18 protein-coding genes are annotated in these 19,085 nt (G+C 65.0%); 14 read left to right on the forward strand and 4 right to left on the reverse strand.

The genetic code is table 11. The features are described 5' to 3' along the window. Positions 1-404: 404 nt before the first annotated feature. From XI04_RS13570 to fabZ, 11 genes are all read left to right on the forward strand, one after another. A complete protein-coding gene (locus XI04_RS13570; RefSeq protein WP_271610102.1) occupies positions 405-1,400 on the forward strand; it encodes a 30S ribosomal protein S2 in 996 nt (331 codons plus the stop codon). A gap of 132 nt (positions 1,401-1,532) precedes the next feature. After that, a complete protein-coding gene (tsf, locus tag XI04_RS13575) occupies positions 1,533-2,456 on the forward strand; it encodes a translation elongation factor Ts (protein WP_028141513.1) in 924 nt (307 codons plus the stop codon). Positions 2,457-2,517: 61 nt separating this feature from the next. After that, entirely contained in the window at positions 2,518-3,234 is a 717-nt protein-coding gene (gene pyrH, locus XI04_RS13580; protein WP_028141514.1) for a UMP kinase, read from the forward strand. 70 nt (positions 3,235-3,304) lie between these two features. Further along, complete coding sequence (gene frr, locus XI04_RS13585) at positions 3,305-3,868, forward strand: ribosome recycling factor (protein ID WP_028141515.1); 564 nt, start codon at positions 3,305-3,307, stop codon at positions 3,866-3,868. Positions 3,869-3,879: 11 nt separating this feature from the next. Then, positions 3,880-4,638 carry an isoprenyl transferase gene (locus XI04_RS13590; RefSeq protein ID WP_028141516.1) on the forward strand — a complete coding sequence of 253 codons (759 nt, stop codon included), beginning with the start codon at positions 3,880-3,882 and terminating at the stop codon, positions 4,636-4,638. Beyond that, positions 4,635-5,477 carry a phosphatidate cytidylyltransferase gene (locus XI04_RS13595; protein ID WP_271610101.1) on the forward strand — a complete coding sequence of 281 codons (843 nt, stop codon included), beginning with the start codon at positions 4,635-4,637 and terminating at the stop codon, positions 5,475-5,477. The genes XI04_RS13590 and XI04_RS13595 overlap by 4 nt, the downstream gene beginning before the upstream one ends. Before the next feature lie 4 nt (positions 5,478-5,481). Further along, positions 5,482-6,705 (forward strand): 1-deoxy-D-xylulose-5-phosphate reductoisomerase, encoded by a 1,224-nt coding sequence (gene dxr, locus XI04_RS13600; RefSeq protein WP_271610100.1) that lies wholly within the window; start codon positions 5,482-5,484, stop codon positions 6,703-6,705. A 44-nt stretch (positions 6,706-6,749) separates the two neighbouring features. Further along, the gene (gene rseP, locus XI04_RS13605; RefSeq protein WP_271610099.1) at positions 6,750-7,901 is read left to right on the forward strand and encodes an RIP metalloprotease RseP; all 1,152 of its coding nucleotides are present in this window, start codon (positions 6,750-6,752) and stop codon (positions 7,899-7,901) included. Between the two features lie 177 nt (positions 7,902-8,078). Then, positions 8,079-10,607, forward strand: coding sequence for an outer membrane protein assembly factor BamA (gene bamA, locus XI04_RS13610; protein ID WP_271610098.1), 2,529 nt, complete (start codon positions 8,079-8,081; stop codon positions 10,605-10,607). Between the two features lie 125 nt (positions 10,608-10,732). After that, positions 10,733-11,800, forward strand: a complete 1,068-nt coding sequence (gene lpxD / locus XI04_RS13615) for a UDP-3-O-(3-hydroxymyristoyl)glucosamine N-acyltransferase (protein ID WP_028141521.1) — start codon at positions 10,733-10,735, stop codon at positions 11,798-11,800. Further along, on the forward strand, positions 11,797-12,258 hold the full coding sequence (gene fabZ, locus XI04_RS13620; protein ID WP_271610097.1) for a 3-hydroxyacyl-ACP dehydratase FabZ: 462 nt from the start codon (positions 11,797-11,799) through the stop codon (positions 12,256-12,258). Before lpxD ends, fabZ begins: the two co-directional genes overlap by 4 nt. 25 nt (positions 12,259-12,283) lie before the next feature. On the opposite strand, the gene XI04_RS13625 is transcribed toward fabZ, so the two are convergent. Next, positions 12,284-12,607, reverse strand: coding sequence for a KTSC domain-containing protein (locus tag XI04_RS13625; protein WP_271610096.1), 324 nt, complete (start codon positions 12,605-12,607; stop codon positions 12,284-12,286). Between the two features lie 175 nt (positions 12,608-12,782). On the opposite strand from XI04_RS13625, the gene lpxA reads away from it, so the two are divergent. From lpxA to lpxB, 3 genes are read left to right on the forward strand one after another with little or no spacing between them, the layout of a single operon-like run. Continuing rightward, positions 12,783-13,574 (forward strand): acyl-ACP--UDP-N-acetylglucosamine O-acyltransferase, encoded by a 792-nt coding sequence (lpxA, locus tag XI04_RS13630; protein ID WP_028141524.1) that lies wholly within the window; start codon positions 12,783-12,785, stop codon positions 13,572-13,574. Positions 13,575-13,593: 19 nt separating this feature from the next. Continuing rightward, the gene (locus XI04_RS13635) at positions 13,594-14,451 is read left to right on the forward strand and encodes an LpxI family protein (protein ID WP_049806649.1); all 858 of its coding nucleotides are present in this window, start codon (positions 13,594-13,596) and stop codon (positions 14,449-14,451) included. Beyond that, positions 14,448-15,626, forward strand: coding sequence for a lipid-A-disaccharide synthase (lpxB, locus tag XI04_RS13640; RefSeq protein WP_271610095.1), 1,179 nt, complete (start codon positions 14,448-14,450; stop codon positions 15,624-15,626). The genes XI04_RS13635 and lpxB overlap by 4 nt, the downstream gene beginning before the upstream one ends. A gap of 137 nt (positions 15,627-15,763) precedes the next feature. On the opposite strand, the gene XI04_RS13645 is transcribed toward lpxB, so the two are convergent. From XI04_RS13645 to XI04_RS13655, 3 genes are read right to left on the reverse strand one after another with little or no spacing between them, the layout of a single operon-like run. After that, the gene (locus tag XI04_RS13645; RefSeq protein WP_212476778.1) at positions 15,764-16,531 is read right to left on the reverse strand and encodes an SDR family NAD(P)-dependent oxidoreductase; all 768 of its coding nucleotides are present in this window, start codon (positions 16,529-16,531) and stop codon (positions 15,764-15,766) included. Beyond that, positions 16,528-17,637 carry an ABC transporter ATP-binding protein gene (locus tag XI04_RS13650; protein WP_038971461.1) on the reverse strand — a complete coding sequence of 370 codons (1,110 nt, stop codon included), beginning with the start codon at positions 17,635-17,637 and terminating at the stop codon, positions 16,528-16,530. Before XI04_RS13650 ends, XI04_RS13645 begins: the two co-directional genes overlap by 4 nt. A 10-nt stretch (positions 17,638-17,647) precedes the next feature. Continuing rightward, positions 17,648-19,075, reverse strand: coding sequence for an extracellular solute-binding protein (locus XI04_RS13655; protein ID WP_271623709.1), 1,428 nt, complete (start codon positions 19,073-19,075; stop codon positions 17,648-17,650). Between the last annotated feature and the right edge of the window lie 10 nt (positions 19,076-19,085).

The following is a 19,085-nucleotide window of genomic DNA, read 5'->3' on the forward strand; positions in this document are numbered from 1 at the left end:
CCGCCGCCGGTGGCTCGACCGGCACCCCCGCCGCAGCCGCGTATGGCCGTTGCACCACCACCCCCGCCGCGCCCGGCCGCGCCTCCACCGCGCCCCGCACCCCCACCGCCGGCGGCCAAGAAGTGCCCGCCGAACCAGCCCAGGTGCTAGTCAAGTGTTAGTCACGTGCTAATCAAGTGCTAGTCGGGCGTTAGGGAGCGGCCCGGTCTCCAGGGAAAGGACCTCTCGCGGGCGAAATCCGCCCCCGAAAGGCCCTTATTTCCTTGCTTCTGGCCGAAATGGCGCTATACAGCGCCGCATCTCACACGGAAGCATGGCTCACAAGGCCGTCCGGTGGCAGCCGGGGCGACAACGCTCCGTTTTGCTCACACGCTTCCGGAGGAACCAACCGGAGAACTAGAACGATGGCGCTACCCGATTTCACCATGCGTCAGCTGCTTGAAGCTGGCGTGCACTTTGGTCACCAGTCTCACCGCTGGAATCCGAAAATGGCTCCGTTCATTTTCGGCGCTCGCAACAACATTCACATCGTCGACCTCGCGCAGACCGTGCCGATGCTGCACACGGCCTTGCAGGCGGTCAGCGACACCGTCGCCAAGGGCGGCCGCATCCTGTTCGTCGGCACCAAGCGCCAGGCGCAGGACGGCGTCGCGGACGCTGCCAAGCGCTGCGCGCAGTATTTCGTCAATTCGCGTTGGCTCGGCGGCACGCTGACCAACTGGAAGACGATCTCGGCCTCGATCAAGCGCCTGCGTCACCTCGACGACGTGCTGTCGGGCGGCGATGCCAGCTCCTACACCAAGAAGGAGCGTCTGACGCTTCAGCGCGAGCGCGACAAGCTCGACCGCTCGCTCGGCGGCATCAAGGACATGGGCGGTCTGCCCGACCTGATCTTCGTGATCGACACCAACAAGGAAGACATCGCGATCCAGGAAGCCCAGCGGCTCAACATCCCGGTCGCCGCGATCGTCGACACCAATTCGGACCCGAAGGGCATCACCTATGTGGTGCCGGGCAATGACGACGCCGGCCGTGCGATCGCGCTTTATTGCGACCTGATCGCGCGCGCTGCCATCGACGGCATCTCCCGCGCTCAAGGCGATTCGGGCATCGACGTCGGCGCCTCGGCCCATCCGCTCGCTGAAGAGCTGCCGGCAGCTTCGTCGAGCGGCTTCCAGGGCCTCGCAGGTCCGCGCGGCACCGCCGACGACCTCAAGAAGCTCCCGGGCGTGTCGGGTGCGATCGAGAAGAAGTTCAACGACCTCGGCATCTTCCACTTCTGGCAGCTCGCCGAGCTCGATCACGACACCGCGCACACGATCGGCGAAGAAGTCGGTCTGCCGAGCCGTGCGGACGCCTGGGTGGCCAAGGCCAAGGCGCTGACCGCGGAAGCGGAATAGTCAAGAGAGCGATGGGTTGGCCGGACAAGTTCCGGCCACCATTTCAGTTGACGCGAATCCCTGAGATGGACCGCGGCGGGGCGCTTCGATGCCACGCCGCGGCGAACCAGCAGGCACAAAGGATTTTCAACGATGGCAACGATCACAGCTGCGATGGTCAAGGACCTGCGCGAGTCGACCGGCGCGGGCATGATGGACTGCAAGGCCGCGCTGACCGAAAACGACGGTAACATGGAAGCGGCGCAGGATTGGCTGCGCAAGAAGGGCCTGTCCAAGGCTGCCAAGAAGTCGGGCCGCGTCGCGGCCGAGGGCCTGATCGGCGCCCTGACCAAGGGCACCAAGGGTGTCGTGGTCGAGGTCAACTCCGAAACCGACTTCGTCGCGCGTAACGGCCAGTTCCAGGGCCTGGTCAAGATGGTCGCCCAGGTCGCATTCGACGCCGGCTCCGATGTCGAGAAGATCAAGGCCGCCAAGGTCGGCGACGTCACGGTCGAAGCCGCCATCAATGACGCGATCGCCACCATCGGCGAGAACATGACGCTGCGCCGCGCAGCTTCGCTCGAAGTGAGCCAGGGCGTGGTGTCGAACTACGTCCACGGCGCGGTCGTCGAGGGCGCCGGCAAGATGGGCGTGATCGTAGCGCTGGAATCGCCCGGCAAGGCCGACGAGCTCGCAACGCTCGGCCGCCAGATCGCGATGCACATTGCCGCCGCGAACCCGCTGGCGCTCGATCCGTCCGGCCTCGATCCGGCGGTCGTCAAGCGCGAGAAGGACGTGCTCGCCGACAAATATCGCCAGCAGGGCAAGCCCGAGAACGTGATCGAGAAGATCGTCGAGTCCGGCCTCAAGACCTACTACAAGGAAGTCTGCCTGCTCGAACAGGCCTTCATCCACGACACCGGCAAGTCGGTGGCGCAGGCGTTGAAGGAAGCCGAGGGCAAGGTCGGCGGGGCCCTGAAGATCGCCGGCTTTGTGCGCTATGCTCTTGGTGAGGGAATCGAGAAGCAGGAAAGCGACTTCGCGGCCGAGGTCGCTGCGGCCAGCGGCAAGAAGTAAGCGCCGGAACACCTCCTTCCGGCGTGCCGCCGGAAGCGGCGCCCGGACAAGGAAAGTGCTCATGTCTGATCCGGTCTATCGTCGCGTCGTGATCAAGCTGTCCGGCGAATATCTCGCGGGACAGCAAGGCTTTGGCATCGATCAGCCGACCGTCGACCGGGTTGCGGACGACCTGATTGCGGCCCGCAAGCTCGGCACCGAGGTCGCGGTCGTGATCGGCGGTGGCAATATCGTGCGCGGCGTCGAGGTCTCCGCCCGCGGTGTGTCGCGCCCGACCGGCGACACCATGGGCATGCTCGCCACCATGATGAACTGCCTCGCGCTGGAAGCGGCGATCGAGCGCAAGGGCACGCCGGCGCGCACACTGTCGGCCTTCGTGATGCCCGAGATTTCCGAGCTGTTCACCCGCACTGCGGCGCACAAATATCTCGCCGAGGGCCGGATCGTGCTGCTTGGCGGCGGGACCGGCAATCCGTTCTTCACCACCGATACGACCGCGGTGCTGCGCGCCGCCGAGATCGGCGCCCAGGCGGTTCTGAAGGCCACCAATGTCGACGGCGTCTACTCGGCCGATCCGAAGAAGGATCCGGCCGCCACGCGGTTTGACCGGCTGACCCATTCGCAGGCGATCGAGGGCGGCTACAAGGTGATGGATGCGACCGCCTTCGCGCTTGCCCGCGAGACGTCTCTGCCTATCATCGTATTCTCGATCGCGGAGCCGGGTTCGATCGGCGCGATTCTACGTGGCGTCGGCCACGGAACCATTGTCGCCGGCTGACCGCTCATCTGTCGCGCGCCTTCAGGGAAGGTCGCGGGAGCGGTCGCCGGGATCTTGAAGGAGAAACGTGATGTCCACGGGTACTTTCGACCTCAACGAAGTGAAGCGCCGCATGCAGGGCGCCGTCCAGTCCCTCAAGCACGAGCTCGGCGGCCTGCGGACGGGGCGCGCCTCCGCCTCGATGCTCGATCCGGTGCAGGTCGACGCCTATGGCAGCCACATGCCGCTCAACCAGCTCGCCACCGTCAGCGTGCCGGAGCCACGCCTGATCTCGGTGCAGGTCTGGGACAAGTCGATGGTCAAGGCGGTGGAGAAGGCGATCGTCGATTCCAACCTCGGTCTGTCGCCCGCGACCGAAGGCCAGGTGCTGCGCCTGCGCATCCCCGAGCTGAACGAGGAACGGCGCAAGGAACTGGTGAAGGTCGCGCATAAGTATGCGGAGGCCGCCAAGGTTGCCGCGCGCCACGTCCGCCGCGATGGCCTCGACGTCCTCAAGAAGCTCGAGAAGAACCACGAGATGTCCGAGGACGACCAGAAGCGCCACGCCGACGAGGTGCAGAAGGCGACCGACGGTACGATCACGGAAATCGACCAGTTGCTGGCCGCCAAGGAAAAAGAAATCCTCACCGTTTAAGGCCACCTTCAATGTCCAACGCCGCCGCGCCCGCAACGGAAGGACCCGACCGGTCCGAGGCGCCCGCGCACGTCGCCATCATCATGGATGGCAATGGGCGCTGGGCGGCCGCGCGCGGTTTGCCGCGTGCGGAGGGGCATCGCCGCGGCGTCGAGGCTCTGCGCCGCGTCGTGCGTGCCTCGCACGAGCTCGGCATCCGCTACCTCACCATCTTCTCCTTCAGCTCGGAGAACTGGTCGCGTCCGGCGAGCGAGATCGGCGATCTCTTCGGCCTGCTCCGCCGCTTCATCCGTAACGATCTCGCCAGCCTGCATCGCGACGGCGTCAAGGTCCGCATCATCGGCGAACGCGATGGGCTCGAGAGCGACATCTGCGCGCTGCTCAACGAGGCCGAGGAGCTGACGCGTGACAACACGCGCCTCACGCTCGTCGTCGCCTTCAATTACGGCTCGCGGCAGGAGATCGCGAAGGCGGCGCAGAAGCTCGCGCGCGAGGTCGCCGAGGGCACGCGCAATCCCGATACGATCGACGCCGAGACGCTGGGAGCGCATCTCGATGCGCCCGACATTCCCGATCCCGATCTCATCATCCGCACCAGCGGCGAGCAGCGCCTGTCCAATTTCCTGATGTGGCAGGCGGCCTATAGCGAGCTCGTGTTCGTGCCGATCCACTGGCCCGATTTCGACAAGGCGGCGCTGGAAAGCGCGATCGCCGAATTCGCCAGGCGCGAGCGCCGTTTCGGCGGCCTGGTCGCGAAAACCGCCTCGTGAGCGAACAAGACGCCGCACCGGCGGGCACCAAGCCTGCCCCGAGCAATCTGGTGATGCGGGTCCTCGCAGCGCTGGTGCTGGCGCCGCTGACCATCGCGGTCGCTTATGCCGGCGGCTGGTTGTGGGCGCTGCTCGTCACCCTGGTGTCGATCGGGCTGTTCGCGGAATGGCTGACGGTGGTGGGCGCGGGCTCGGCGGCGCTGACCGGGGCAGGGACGATCGTCATCGCGATGATGGGAGCTGCGGTCGCTTTTGGCGGGCTGAAGACGTCCGTCGTCGTCGGCCTCGTCGGCGGCGCGATCGTGACGCTGATCGCGCGCGGCAAGTTCATCTGGGCTGCGACGGGCTTTGCTTATGCAGCGGCAGCGCTGCTGGCCTCGATCCTGGTGCGAAAGGATCTCGTCAACGGCTTCTCCGCGCTGATGTTCGTGCTGCTGGTGGTGTGGGCGACCGACATCGGCGGCTATTTTGCCGGTCGCAGCATCGGCGGGCCGAAGCTCTGGCCGCGCGTGAGCCCGAAAAAGACCTGGTCCGGGGCGCTGGGCGGCTTCGTCGCAAGCCTTCTGGTTGCGGTGGGCTTTGCGGCTTGCGGGTTCGGAAAGATGGGGCCATTGCTGCTGGTCAGCGCCATCCTTTCGGTGGTGTCGGCATTGGGCGATCTGTTCGAATCCGCGGTCAAGCGGCGCTTCGGTGTCAAGGATTCCAGTCACTTAATTCCCGGCCATGGCGGGCTTATGGACCGCCTGGACGGTTTTGTCGCCGCCATCCTGGCGGCATGGATTATCGGCTTTCTCCGCCATGGTGTGCATAGCGCCGGAAGCGGTCTTATGGTTTGGTGAGGATATGAGCGCGGTCCCATTGCGTAATAACAAGGCTGCGGCGTCCAGCGTCCGCAGCGTCACAGTTCTCGGCGCTACCGGCTCGATCGGCGACAGCACGATGGATCTGCTGCGCGCTTCGCCCGAGCGCTATCGCGTCGAGGCGCTGACGGCGAACGGCAATGTCGAAGCGCTGGCAAAGCTCGCGAAGGAATTTTCCGCGCGCTTCGTCGCGATCGCCGACACCTCCAAGCTCGCCGAGCTCAAGGCCGCGCTCGCCGGGACCAGCACCGAATGCGGCGCCGGCGAGAGCGCGGTGATCGAGGCCGGCGCGCGTCCGGCCGATTGGGTGATGGCGGCCGTGAGCGGCGCTGCCGGATTGAAACCGGCGCTGGCGGCGGTCGATCGCGGCGCGCATGTGGCGTTGGCCAACAAGGAATGTCTGGTCTGCGCCGGCGATTTCTTCATGCAGCGTGCGGCCAAGGCCGGCGCCTGCATCCTGCCGGCCGATTCCGAGCACAATGCGCTGTTTCAGGCGCTTGCTTCGGGCAATCGGGATGAACTCGTCCGTGTCATCATCACCGCCTCGGGCGGCCCGTTCCGCACCTGGAAGCCGGCTGACATCGAGCAGGCGACGCTCGAGCAGGCTCTGAAGCACCCGAACTGGAGCATGGGCCAGAAGATCACGATCGATTCCGCGTCGATGATGAACAAGGGGCTCGAGGTGATCGAGGCGTCCTATTTGTTCGCGCTGTCGCCTGACGAGATCGACGTCCTCGTGCATCCGCAGTCGATCATCCACGGCATGGTCGAGTTCTCCGACCGTTCGGTGATGGCCCAGCTCGGCGCGCCCGACATGCGCACGCCGATTGCGCATTGCCTCGGCTGGCCCGACCGGATCAAGGGGCCGGCGGCCAAGCTGGACCTCGCCAAGATTGGCCAGCTGACCTTCGAGGCACCGGACTTCGAGCGCTTCCCCGGATTACGGCTGGCTTTCGATTCGCTCCGGACCGGGAAGGGGGCGACCACCGTCTACAACGCGGCCAATGAGGTCGCGGTCGCCGCCTTCATTGCCGGCAAGATCCGGTTCGGCGCGATCGCCCGGCTGGTGGAGGCAACATTGGATGACTGGATCCGCAGCGGGAACCAGGCGCCCCTGGCGTCGGCCGATGATGCAATCTCTGTTGACCATGTTGCTCGAAATAGAGCTGCCGCCCTATTGCCTCAAATTGCCTTAAAGGCATCCTAGATGGTTCGGGGCCAGGGCCTTGCGGCGCTGGATGAGGGAATTCGATGATCGACTTTTTTGTCCATAGTTTCAATACGTTGAGCCATGGGCTCCTCGGCTACGCGGTTCCCTTCCTGTTCGTCCTGACGATCGTCGTGTTCTTCCACGAACTCGGCCATTTCCTGGTCGCGCGCTGGGCGGGCGTTCGCGTGTTGACCTTCTCGCTCGGTTTCGGACCTGAGCTGGTCGGTTTCAATGACCGCCACGGCACCCGCTGGAAGATCTCGGCCATCCCGCTCGGCGGCTACGTCAAGTTCTTCGGCGACGAGAGCGAGGCCTCGACCCCCTCGGCCCAGACGCTCGCGGCCATGACGACCGAGGAGCGCGCCGGCAGCTTCCACCACAAGAAGGTCGGCCCGCGCGCCGCCATCGTCGCGGCCGGACCCATCGCCAATTTCATCCTGGGCGCGCTGATCTTCGCGGGCATGGCGCTGTATTACGGCAAGCCGAGCACGATCGCGCGGGTCGATGGCGTCGTCGCCGATGGCGCCGCGGCTGCGGCCGGCTTCAAGATCGGGGACGTCGTCGTCCAGATCGACGGCAAGCCGATCGAGAGCTTTGCCGACATGCAGCGAATCGTTGCGATGAATGCGGGTTCGGCGCTTGCCTTCCAGGTGAAGCGGGACGGCGCCATCATCTCGCTGACCGCAACGCCGGCGCTGCTCGAGCGCAAGGATCCGTTCGGCAACAGCCACCGTCTCGGTGTGCTCGGTGTGGAGCATAAATCTCAGGCCGGCGAGGCCTCGACCGCCCCGGTGGGCATCGGCGAGGCGCTCAAGATCGGGGTTGAGCAGGTCTGGTTCATCATCACCAGCACCTTCAAGTTCCTGGGCTCTCTGTTCGTCGGAAACGGCAATCCGAACGAGGTCAGCGGCGTTCTGGGCATCGCGAAGATGTCGGGGCAGGCGGCCAGCGCCGGGTTCCAGTTCGTGATCAATTTGTGCGCGGTGCTGTCGGTGTCGATCGGCCTGCTGAACCTGTTCCCGATCCCGCTGCTCGATGGCGGCCACCTGATGTTCTATGCGGCGGAGGTCGTCCGCGGCCGACCCCTGTCCGAGCGGACTCAGGAGATGGGGTTCCGAATCGGGCTCGGTTTAGTGCTGATGTTGATGGTGTTTGCGACCTATAACGACATCCTGCGGATGGCGGCATCTTGATGGAGGCTTTTTTGTGGCGTTGCTGATGAGCAACGTCTTGGAATGAAATTGAAATTACGGCGCTTTCGGCCGTTTGCGGCGTCGGTGAAATTGGCTACAAGCGGCCTGAACTTGGGGAATCTTCCAGACCGGCGTTGGGGTTGGGTCTGGCTCGGAATGATAAGGGCGCGTTGCGCGATGAAGTTTGGACTGCGACTCCGGGGGGGCTTGATCGCAACCCTGATCATGTTCGGCGCGCCGGTGATTGCCCCGGTCGGGGCTGTTTTTGTGTCTTCGTCTGCGCTCGCTCAGACCGTGCAGTCGATTTCCGTCGAAGGAAATCGCCGGGTCGAGGTGGAGACGATCCGCTCCTATTTCAAGCCGGGTCCGGGCGGGCGCCTGGATCAAGGCGCCATCGACGACGGCCTCAAGGCCTTGATCGAGACCGGCCTGTTCCAGGACGTGAGAATCAACCGCGGCGGCGGCGGCCAGATCGTCGTCTCCGTGGTGGAAAACCCGGTGATCGGCCGGATCGCCTTCGAGGGCAACAAGAAGATCAAGGACGAGCAGCTCACCACTGAAGTCCAGTCCAAGGCGCGCGGCACCTTCTCCCGCGCCATGGTGCAGTCCGACACGCTGCGAATCGCTGAAATCTATCGCCGGTCCGGCCGCTACGACGTGCGCGTCACGCCCGAGGTCATCGAGCAGCCGAACAACCGCGTCGACCTCATCTTTACGATCGAGGAGGGCGCCAAGACCGGCGTCAAGTCGATCGAGTTCGTCGGCAATGTCGCATTCTCGTCCTATCGCCTCAGGGACGTCATCAAGACCCGCGAATCGAACCTGCTGAGCTTCCTGGCCAGCGGTGACATCTATGATCCCGACCGCGTCGAAGCCGACCGCGACCTGATCCGCCGCTTCTATCTCAAGAACGGTTTCGCCGACGTCCAGGTGGTGGCCGCGCTCACCGAATACGATCCGGAGAAGAAGGGCTTCAACGTCACCTTCAAGATCGAGGAAGGATCGCAGTACCGCGTCGGCGCGCTCGACTTCCGCTCCAGCATTCCGAACTTCGATCCCTCGTCGATGCGCGCCTATTCGCGCGTCAATGTCGGCTCGCTCTACAACGTCGAATCGGTCGAGAAGTCGGTCGAGGAGATGCAGATCGAGGCCTCGCGCCGCGGCTACGCCTTCGCCGTGGTCCGGCCCGGCGGCGACCGCAATTTCGAGGCGCACACCGTCTCCGTCGTGTTCAACATCGACGAAGGTCCGCGCACCTATATCGAGCGCATCAACCTGCGCGGCAACACGCGTACCCGCGATTACGTGATTCGCCGCGAGTTCGACATCTCCGAGGGCGACGCCTACAACCGCGCCCTGGTCGACCGTGCCGAGCGGCGCCTGAAGAACCTCGACTACTTCAAGAGCGTGAAGATCACGACGGAGCCGGGCTCGTCGAGCGATCGCGTGGTCCTGATCGTCGACATGGAAGAGAAATCGACCGGCGACTTCTCGATCTCGGGCGGTTACTCCACCACCGACGGCGCGCTGGCCGAAGTCTCGATCTCCGAGCGCAACCTGCTTGGCCGCGGTCTGTTCGCCAAGGCGTCGGTGACCTACGGCCAATATGCACGCGGTTACTCGCTGTCGTTCGTCGAGCCGTATCTGCTCGACTACCGCGTCGCGCTTGGCCTCGACCTCTATCAGCGCCAGCAGCTGTCCAACAGCTACATCTCCTACGGCACCAAGACGCTCGGCTTCTCGCCGCGCCTCGGCTTCTCCTTGCGTGAAGATCTGGCGCTGCAGCTGCGCTACTCGATCTACCAGCAGGAAATCACGCTGCCGTACTACCTGGCGAACTGTAACAACAATCTGGGTACGTCGGCCTTCAATCCGAGCCCGGCCTTCGTCAATGCCAATGGCGGCGTTCCGGATCTCAGCTCGACCAACGGTCTCGGCTGCTACAGCGACGGCGAAGCTTCGCTGCCGGTGCGCAGGGAGCTCGCCAACGGCAAGACCCTGACCTCGGCGCTTGGCTATACGCTGACCTACAACACGCTGGACAACAACAAGAACCCCACCGACGGTCTGCTCGTCGACTTCCGTCAGGATTTCGCCGGCGTCGGCGGCGACGTCTCCTACCTGAAGTCCGTCATCGATGCGAAGTACTATACTCCGCTGGTGTCTGACATCGTCGGCCTCGTCCGCGTGCAGAGCGGCATGCTGAACAAGATGGGCAGCGATCTGCGCATGCTCGATCACTTCCAGATGGGTTCGAACCTCGTCCGCGGCTTTGCCCCGAACGGCATCGGCCCGCGCGATTTGAACCCCTTCGGTACGCAGGACGCCCTCGGCGGCACCAAGTACTGGGGCGCTTCGCTCGAACTGCAGATGCCGTTCTGGTTCCTGCCGAAGGAAGTGGGTCTGAAGGGCGCGGTCTATGCCGATGCCGGCGGCCTCTACGACTATAAGGGACCGACCGGCTGGACGACGACCAACGAAGTCAATGTACCGGGCTGCATCCCCTCGAGCATCAATCCGTCGTCTGCGGGCACCTGTACCGGCCTCGTCTACGACGACAGCAAGGTCGTCCGCTCGTCGGTTGGTGTCGGCCTGATCTGGCAGTCGCCGTTCGGTCCGCTGCGCTTCGACTACGCCGTGCCGCTCAGCAAGGGCAAGTACGATCGCACGCAGGAGTTCCGGTTCGGCGGCGGCACCACGTTCTAATTCGATCAGCACGGCACGATCCGGATCACTGGAACCGGTTTCCGAAAGGGATCGTGCCGATCCAAGAGATGGAGCATGATGCGGCTCGACCGCTTCATGCCGAAGCCGGACCGCGACGGGGTGGAATGGCGCAGCCGACCTTCTTCATAAAGCCGCCTGCCTCAACGCTGGCTGACATTGCCACGCTGACCAAGGCGCAGCTGGTCGATCCCGCCAGGGGCGACCACATCATCACGGGCCTTGCTTCGCTTGACGAAGCGGGCCCGATGCATCTGGCGTTCTTCGACAACCTCAAATACGCCGACGAGATCAAGGCGACCAAGGCCGGCGCTTGCCTGGTGAGCCCGCGCTTCGAGCCCCAGGTGCCCGCGCACGTGGCCGTGCTGCGGGTGGCGCAGCCGTTCCGGGCCTTTGTCAGGATCGCGCGGGAATGGCACGGCGAAGCGCTGAGGCCCCAATCCTGGGTCGGCAATGACGGCATCGCGCCGTCGGCGATCATCGATCCCTCGGCCCGACTCGAGGACGGCGTGATCGTCGATCCCCTGGCCGTGATCGGCCCGGATGTGGAGATCGGCAGCGGCACGGTGGTCGGCGTCGGGGCGGTGATCGGGCCCGGCGTCAAGATCGGCCGGGACTGCAATGTCGGCGCGCGCACCGCGATCCAGTGCGCCCTGATCGGCAACAACGTGCTGATCCATCCCGGCTGCTCGATCGGCCAGGACGGCTACGGCTTCATTTTTTTCGGCCCCGAGGGTCATCTGAAGGTGCCTCAGACCGGGCGGGTGCTGATCCAGAACGATGTCGAGGTCGGCGCCGGGACCACGATCGACCGCGGCAGCTTGCGCGACACCGTGATCGGCGAAGGCACGAAAATCGACAATCAGGTCCAGATCGGTCACAATGTCACGATCGGCCGGCATTGCCTGCTGGCCGCCCAGATCGGGCTCGCCGGCAGCCTGTCCATTGGCGACAACGTGGCACTCGGAGCGAAGGTTGGCATCAACAACCACCTCAAGATCGGGGACGGGGCCCAGGTGACCGCGATGAGCGGCGTCAAGGACGACATCCCGCCGGGCGGACGCTGGGGTGGTTTTTTCGCCAAGCCGACCAAACAATGGTTCAAGGAGATCATCGCGGTGGAGCGCTTGGTACGCGACAGCAGGGCTGATCCGAAGGATGAGGGACGGGAATGACGGGGGAATCACCTGTTAAGTTCGAGCTGGTGGACATCAATGCCATCCTCCAGACGCTGCCGCACCGCTTTCCGATGCTGCTGATCGACCGCGTGATCAACATCCGGGCCGACTACAGCGGCATCGGCATCAAGAACGTCACCTTCAACGAGCCGGCCTTCCAGGGGCATTTCCCGGAGCGACCGGTCTATCCCGGCGTCATGATGATCGAGGCGATGGCGCAGACCGCGGGCGTGATCGGCATCAAGTCGGTCGAAGGCACCGAGAAGCCGCGGGCGGTCTATTTTCTCACCATCGACAAGTGCAAATTCCGCAAGCCCGTGCTGCCCGGCGATACCATCGAGTATCACATGCGCTCGCTCGGCCGCCGCAAGGCCATGTGGTGGTTTCACGGCGATGCCAAGGTCAACGGGCAGGTGGTCGCGGAAGCCGACGTCGGCGCCATGCTGACGGACTGAGCGGCACGCGGCCCTCGCGACGGGCTCACGCGCCGCAATCGTAGCGGCCACCGGGGGCCTCGCGCTTAATGTTTTGGTTGAAGAACTGACCCATGGATGGCGCGCCCAGGAGACGGTCGGCGGTCTCGGCCGCGACGCCGCAATAGCGCGCATAGCTGCCGCCAGTCGCGACGATGAGGTCGTGATGCGCGCGGTCGTAGCAGACCCGCTGAAGCACAGTGCTGCGGCTGATGTCGCGGCATTCGAATGTCGCGAGGTCGATGCGGCGGCGTTCGCCGGTCTCGACCGTCTCGGACACGATCGGTGCGGCCGCGAGCTGTGCGAGCAGAAGTGCCAGGGCCCTGACCATGAAAGCTGAAGCTCCGCATGAAGTTGTTGAGGAGCCGGGACGACCGCCTCATCCGGCACTTGAAACCGGCAGAGATGATACGTCACTGGACAGATCGGGCATAGTCGCGCTAACCACCGGAAATCTGAGCGACTTCAACGCATAACCAGACCTTCTTGAAGAGTAAGATTGCTTGATGAGCAAGATTGATCCCACCGCACGGGTCGCGGACGGCGCCGTGATCGGCGAGGGCACCGAGATCGGGCCCTATTGCATCATCGGCCCGAATGTCGTGATCGGCGCGAACTGCAAGCTGATTGGGCATGTTACCGTCATCGGCCATACGTCGATCGGGGACGGCGGCGTGATCTCGCCGTTCGTGGTGCTCGGCGGCGCGCCCCAGGATCTCAGCTACAAGGGCGAGCCGACGAAGCTCGAGATCGGCTCTGGCTGCGTCATCCGCGAAGGCGCGACGATGAATGTCGGCACCATCAAGGGCGGCGGTCTGACGCGCGTCGGCAACGGCGGCTACTTCATGAACAACAGCCATGTGGGCCATGACTGCATGGTCGGCAACAACGTGATCTTTGCGACCTCGGCGACGCTCGGCGGCCACTGCGAGATCGGCGACGCCGTCTATATCGGCGGCCTCTCCGCAGTGCACCAGTTCACGCGCATCGGCCCCTACGTGATGGTCGGCGGGGTCTGCGGCGTACGCGACGATGTCATCCCGTATGGGCTCGTTAACGGCCAGTATGCGGTGCTCGAGAGTCTCAACCTGATCGGCATGAAGCGGCGCAAGTTCACCAGGCAGCGACTGGCGACGGTGCGCGGGTTCTACCAAAAGCTCTTCCATGGCCCCGGCACATTCGCCGAGCGGTTAGAGGCGTCCAGGCCGCTTGCAGGCGAAGATCCGGCGATCGCCGAAATCCTCGACTTCATCGGCAAGGGCAAGCGCCCGCTCTGTCTTCCTGCCCTCGCGAAGTGATTTTGGGATGGCCGCGGACATGACATCGGCGGCGTCGGACATCTCATCGCCGGTCGGCATCGTCGCCGGCGGCGGCGCGATGCCGTTCGCAGTCGCCGACTCGCTTGCCGCGCGCGGCATCACGCCGGTGCTGTTTCCGCTGCGCGGGGCCTGCGATCCCGCGCGGGTGGAGAAATTCCGCCATCGCTGGATCTCGGTCGGCCAGCTCGGTCGCGCGATGCGACTGTTCCGCGAGGAGGGCTGCCGCGACCTGATCTTCATCGGCACCTTGGTGCGGCCCTCGCTCTCCGAGATCCGGTTCGACGTCAAGACGATGCGGCTGCTCGGCAATGTCATCCGCGCCTTTCGCGGCGGCGACGATCATCTCTTGTCCGGCGTCGGCCGCATCCTCGAGCAGGATGGCTTTCGCATGGTCGGCATCAAGGACCTCGCCCCCGATCTCCTGATGCCCGAGGGCTGCATCAGTCGCGCCTGGCCCAGCGATACCAGCAAGACCGACATCGCGCGCGGCCGTGCGGTGCTGACTGCGCTTGGTCCGTTCGACATCGGCCAGGCTGCGGTGGTGATTGACGGCCATGTGGTCGCGGTCGAGGACATCGAGGGCACCGATGCGCTGCTCGCGCGCGTCGCGCGGCTGCGCGAGGAGGGACGCATTCGCGCGGCCGCCGGCCGCGGCGTGCTCGTGAAGGCGCCGAAGAGCGGCCAGGATCTGCGTTTCGACCTGCCGACGATCGGCCCGCGCACCATCGAGGGCGTCGCGGCGGCCGGCCTTGCGGGCCTCGCCGTCATCGCCGGCAACACCATCGCCGCAGAGCCGCAGGCGATGATCGCCCTCGCGGACGCCAAATATCTCTTCGTCATCGGTCTGCCGGCGTGATGCAGTCGCGCGATCCCAAGCGCAAGATCTTCCTGATCGCCACGGAGGAATCCGGCGACCGGCTCGGCAGTGCCTTGATGAAGGTCCTGCGCCAGCGCCTCGGCGACGGCGTGCAGTTCGTCGGCGTCGGCGGACGTACCATGGCGCGCGAAGGGCTGGAATCGCTGTTTCCGATCGAGGAGCTGTCAATCGTCGGATTTGCCGCGGTGGTGCAGCAATTGCCGAAAATTCTGCGGCTGATCCGCGAGACGGCCGACGCCGTGGCCGACGCCGCGCCGGACGCGCTCGTCATCATCGACAGCCCCGATTTCACCCATCGCGTCGCCCGCCGCGTGCGCGCGAAGAATCCTGCGATCCCGGTCGTCGATTACGTCTCGCCGCAGCTCTGGGCGTGGCGGCCGGGGCGGGCGCGGACCATGCTCGGTTATGTCGACCATGTGCTCGGTCTGCTGCCGTTCGAGCCGGAGGAATACCGCAAGCTTGGCGGACCGCCATGCAGCTATGTCGGCCATCCCTTAGTCGAGCAATTGCCCTCGCTGCGGCCGAACGCGGAGGAGCAGGCACGTCGCGACGGCGAGCCGCCGGTGCTTTTGGTGCTGCCCGGCAGCCGCCGTAGCGAGGTCAGGCACCATCTCGATGTCTTCGGCGGAGTGCTCGGCCGCTTGCAGGCGGAAGGCCACGCCTTCGAACTGATACTGCCGACCATGCCGCATCTCGAGGCCACCATCCGCGAGGGTATCGCGAGCTGGCCGGTCAAGCCAAGGGTCGTGACCGGCGAGAACGAGAAGCGCGCCGTGTTCCGCATCGCGCGTGCGGCGCTGGCCAAATCCGGTACGGTGACGCTGGAGCTCGCACTGTCGGGTATTCCAATGGTGACGGCCTATCGCGTCGGTGCGATCGAGGCCTTCATCCTGCGCCGCGCGATCCGCGTCTCCTCGGTGATCCTTGCCAATCTCGTGATCGGCAAGGATGTCATTCCGGAGTACCTGCAGGAGGAGTGCACGCCGGAGAAACTGGCGCCGGCACTCGCCGAGGTGCTGACGGATTCGCCGCTGCGCAAGCAGCAGGTCGAGGCCTTTGCCCGGCTCGACCAGATCATGTCGACCGGCAACAAATCGCCAAGCGTGCTCGCCGCCGACATCGTGCTCGAGACGATGCGCAAAGGACGGCGGTAACGGAGGTCTCGTAGGGTGGGCAAAGGCGCGTCGCGCCGTGCCCACGATTCGTCGCGATGAGAAGAATTCGTGGGCACGCTTCGCTTTGCCCACCCTACGAGACCGTGAACGTTGCGCCATTATGGCCGGATCAAGTTCTACGCAAGTCCTGCATCCACCCGAAAACACTGGCTGGTGATGCGCTGGCTTTCGTCGGAGGCGAGGAACAGCGCCATGTTGGCAATGTCCGCCGGCGTCACCGCGTCGGGCACGGCCTGACGCGAGCGCATTTCGGTGATGACCTGCTCGTCCGGATACCACAGCCGACGCTGGCGCTCGGTGATGACCATGCCTGGCGCAATCGCGTTGACGCGGATGCGGTCGGGGCCGACCAGCCGGGCCAGCGAGTTGGTGAAACCGACGATCGCCGCCTTTGCCCCGGCGTAGACCGGCAGCGCCGGTGCACCGCGCATCCAGGCGATCGACGACATGTTGATGATCGAGCCGCCGCCGCGCGCCTGCATCTGCGGCACCACCGCTTGCGCCGCAAAGAAGACGTGCTTGAGATTGAGGCCGATCATCCAATCGAACTCTGCCGGCGTCACCTCGGCCAGCACCTGGCGTTGATCATTGGCGGCATTGTTGACGAGGACCGCGGCATCGCCGAGCGATCGCTGCACCTGCGCCATTGCGGCCCGCAAGGCCTCGATGTCCAGGAGGTCGCATGGCACGAACAAGGGCGCGGCTTCGGACGCAGCGCTCACCTCCGCGACCAGCGCCCCGCCGGCTTCTTCATCCACATCGAGGAACGCGACGCGCGCTCCCTGGGCCGCGAAGGCGCGCACGAAGGCGGCCCCGATGCCGCTGGCGCCGCCGGTGATCAGTACGACGCGGTCCGCAAGTCCGGCATAGCTCGTCTTTGTCATGCGATCAGTCGCTCCGTCTCGGGGTCGAACAGGCAAATGCGGCGCGTGTCGAGCGCGAAGGGGGCTGCCGTCCCCGGCGGGGGGCGGATGTCCGGCGTGATGCGCGCCAGCGCGGACTCGCCGCCGAGCCGCAGCAGCACGATGGTTTCGGCGCCGGTGGGCTCGACCATCTCCACCGGCGCGTGGACGACGATGGGTGCACCGCCGGAGAACACGCGGTTGCCCTCCGCGATGCATTCCGGCCTGATCCCGAACACCACCTCGCGGCCAAGATAGGGTGCCGCCGAATCGTATCCCTGCAGGCGGAGGCGAACTTCGTCCGGCCGCCCCGCGCCGATCACGACCACGGGGCCGCCGGCGTCGGCCTCGAGCCGCGCCGGCATGGTGTTCATCGGCGGGGAGCCCATGAAGCGTGCGACGAACAGATTGGCGGGATAGCGGTACACGGTATCGGGATCGGCAAACTGCTGCACCACGCCGCGATGCATCACGGCGATCCGCGTCGCCATCGTCATCGCTTCGATCTGGTCGTGGGTGACATAGATGATGGTCGCGCCGATGCGCTGGTGCAGCCGCTTGATCTCCATCCGCATCTCGACGCGCAGTTTTGCGTCGAGATTGGACAGCGGCTCGTCGAACAGGAAGAGCAGGGGATCGCGTACCAACGCACGGCCCATCGCCACGCGCTGGCGCTGGCCGCCGGAGAGCTGCGACGGCTTGCGGCCCAGCAGCGCCTCGATCTGGAGCAGTTTGGCGACATTCGCGACCGCAGAGTCTTGCTCCGCTTTGGGTACGTGACGGCATTCCATGCCGAAGGTGATGTTCTGGCGTACGGTCATGGATGGGTAGAGCGCGTAGGACTGGAACACCATGGCGATGTCGCGATCCTTGGGCGGGACGTCATTGACCACGCGTCCGCCGATCTCGACGGTCCCGGCGCTCGGATGATCGAGCCCGGCGACGATGTTGAGCAGCGTGGACTTGCCGCAGCCGGATGGCCCGACCAGCACCGTGAACTCGCCGCTTTCGATGTCGAGATCGACGCCCTTCAGCACCTCCAGATTGGCGTAGCGCTTCGACAGGGTTCGAATGCTCAGTGCTGCCATGACAACTCCATCATTTCACGGCCCCGGCAGTCAGGCCGCGGACGAAGTATTTGCCGCCGAGGAGATAGATCAACAGCGTCGGTAGCGCCGCGATGATCACCGCGGCGCTCTGCACGCCGTGCTGCGGGATGTCTGCGACTGCAGCGGACAGCGCGATGAGAGCGGCGGTGACGGGTTGCTGCTGGCCGCTCGTGAATGTCACGCCATAGAGGAATTCGTTCCAGATATGCGTGAACTGCCAGATCATCGCGGCGGTCATGCCGTTTTCCTGCGCCATGTTGTGCGCGAGGCTCAGGACCGCCTGGTTGCTGGCGATTGCGTCCTTCAGAGCTGCCGCGGTGCGCCGCTGACCGTCCGACCAGCCTTCGCCGGACAGATCGACGTCGGTACGCACGGGGATCGATCCCGTGATCTGCGAATACATGGTCTGGATCGCCGGATCCATGACGAGCTGGGCCATCAGCGTCTGGCCGGCCTGCAGGTCAGGCTCCTTGCGCTGCCAGAAGATGAAGGCATCGGCGTTCAACAGGAACACCGGCTTGCTATTGTCGCTCGGACCTGGCGCGATCATGAAGTCCTCGAACTTGAAACCGGCATTGCGCAACACGCCCTGCGCCCAGCCGCCCATGATCATCATGCCCATGTCGCCGTCGATGAAGCGCTTCAAATTGGTCGAGAAGTGCTGGGCGCCGACGTTGGGGTCCATCCAGTCGGCGATCTTGCGCACCTGTGCGAACGCAGCCTTGATCTCGGAGCCCTCCAGGGCCTTCTTCTCGAGATTCATGATGGCGGCGCGGTATGCGAGGGGACTGATGCCGGCCAGAGCGGCTTCGAATTTTTGCCCGTCGTCGGGGCGGGTGCCGCCGTTGGCGACGGGATAGGGGACGCCGCCCGATTTCATCTTGTCGGCGAGCTCGTTGAAGTCTGCCCAGGTGACGGGGATCTTGTCGGCCTTGGCCTTGTCCATCGCGCGTTTGGAGAGAAACAGCATGTTGGTGCTGTAGATCTGCAACGGCAGTGCGATCCATTTGCCGCCCGGCTTGTGCAATTTCGCAAGGTCCGGCGCGACCACCTTCTCATAGCCGGCGGCAGCGACGACGGCGTCGAGATCGACGGTCGGGGCAATCTTCGACCAGGCTGCGATCTCGGGACCCTTGAGCTGCGAGCAGGCCGGCGGATCGCCGGCCATGATCTGGGCGCGCAGCTTGTTCATCATCTCGGTGGTGAACCCGGGGACGGGCGAGTGCTGCCAGACGCCGCCCTTCTCCTCGAACTTCTTGCCGAGCGCGGTGATGGCTGCCCCATCGCTGCCCGCGGACCATTGCGAGATTGCGGTCAGGCGCGGCTTGACCGCGCCTTGCGCGCGGGCAAACGCCGGCAGTGCGAGCGCGGCAGCGGATCCAGCGAGCAGACGGCGCCTTGTTGTCGTGATCGGCATGGCAGTTCCT

Origin of the sequence: Bradyrhizobium sp. CCBAU 11430 (assembly GCF_028128855.1) — a bacterium.
GTDB lineage: Bacteria > Pseudomonadota > Alphaproteobacteria > Rhizobiales > Xanthobacteraceae > Bradyrhizobium > Bradyrhizobium ottawaense.

Excerpts from the sequence above, each read along its gene's own strand:
- XI04_RS13655 (WP_271623709.1), bottom strand. The coding sequence starts at position 19,075 with ATGCCGATCACGACAACAAGGCGCCGTCTGCTCGCTGGATCCGCTGCC.
- XI04_RS13650 (WP_038971461.1), bottom strand. The coding sequence starts at position 17,637 with ATGGCAGCACTGAGCATTCGAACCCTGTCGAAGCGCTACGCCAATCTG.
- dxr (WP_271610100.1), top strand. The coding sequence starts at position 5,482 with ATGAGCGCGGTCCCATTGCGTAATAACAAGGCTGCGGCGTCCAGCGTC.
- XI04_RS13570 (WP_271610102.1), top strand. The coding sequence starts at position 405 with ATGGCGCTACCCGATTTCACCATGCGTCAGCTGCTTGAAGCTGGCGTG.
- fabZ (WP_271610097.1), top strand. The coding sequence starts at position 11,797 with ATGACGGGGGAATCACCTGTTAAGTTCGAGCTGGTGGACATCAATGCC.
- tsf (WP_028141513.1), top strand. The coding sequence starts at position 1,533 with ATGGCAACGATCACAGCTGCGATGGTCAAGGACCTGCGCGAGTCGACC.
- lpxA (WP_028141524.1), top strand. The coding sequence starts at position 12,783 with ATGAGCAAGATTGATCCCACCGCACGGGTCGCGGACGGCGCCGTGATC.
- XI04_RS13590 (WP_028141516.1), top strand. The coding sequence starts at position 3,880 with ATGTCCAACGCCGCCGCGCCCGCAACGGAAGGACCCGACCGGTCCGAG.
- pyrH (WP_028141514.1), top strand. The coding sequence starts at position 2,518 with ATGTCTGATCCGGTCTATCGTCGCGTCGTGATCAAGCTGTCCGGCGAA.
- bamA (WP_271610098.1), top strand. The coding sequence starts at position 8,079 with ATGAAGTTTGGACTGCGACTCCGGGGGGGCTTGATCGCAACCCTGATC.
- XI04_RS13625 (WP_271610096.1), bottom strand. The coding sequence starts at position 12,607 with ATGGTCAGGGCCCTGGCACTTCTGCTCGCACAGCTCGCGGCCGCACCG.
- lpxD (WP_028141521.1), top strand. The coding sequence starts at position 10,733 with ATGGCGCAGCCGACCTTCTTCATAAAGCCGCCTGCCTCAACGCTGGCT.
- frr (WP_028141515.1), top strand. The coding sequence starts at position 3,305 with ATGTCCACGGGTACTTTCGACCTCAACGAAGTGAAGCGCCGCATGCAG.
- rseP (WP_271610099.1), top strand. The coding sequence starts at position 6,750 with ATGATCGACTTTTTTGTCCATAGTTTCAATACGTTGAGCCATGGGCTC.
- XI04_RS13635 (WP_049806649.1), top strand. The coding sequence starts at position 13,594 with ATGACATCGGCGGCGTCGGACATCTCATCGCCGGTCGGCATCGTCGCC.
- XI04_RS13645 (WP_212476778.1), bottom strand. The coding sequence starts at position 16,531 with ATGACAAAGACGAGCTATGCCGGACTTGCGGACCGCGTCGTACTGATC.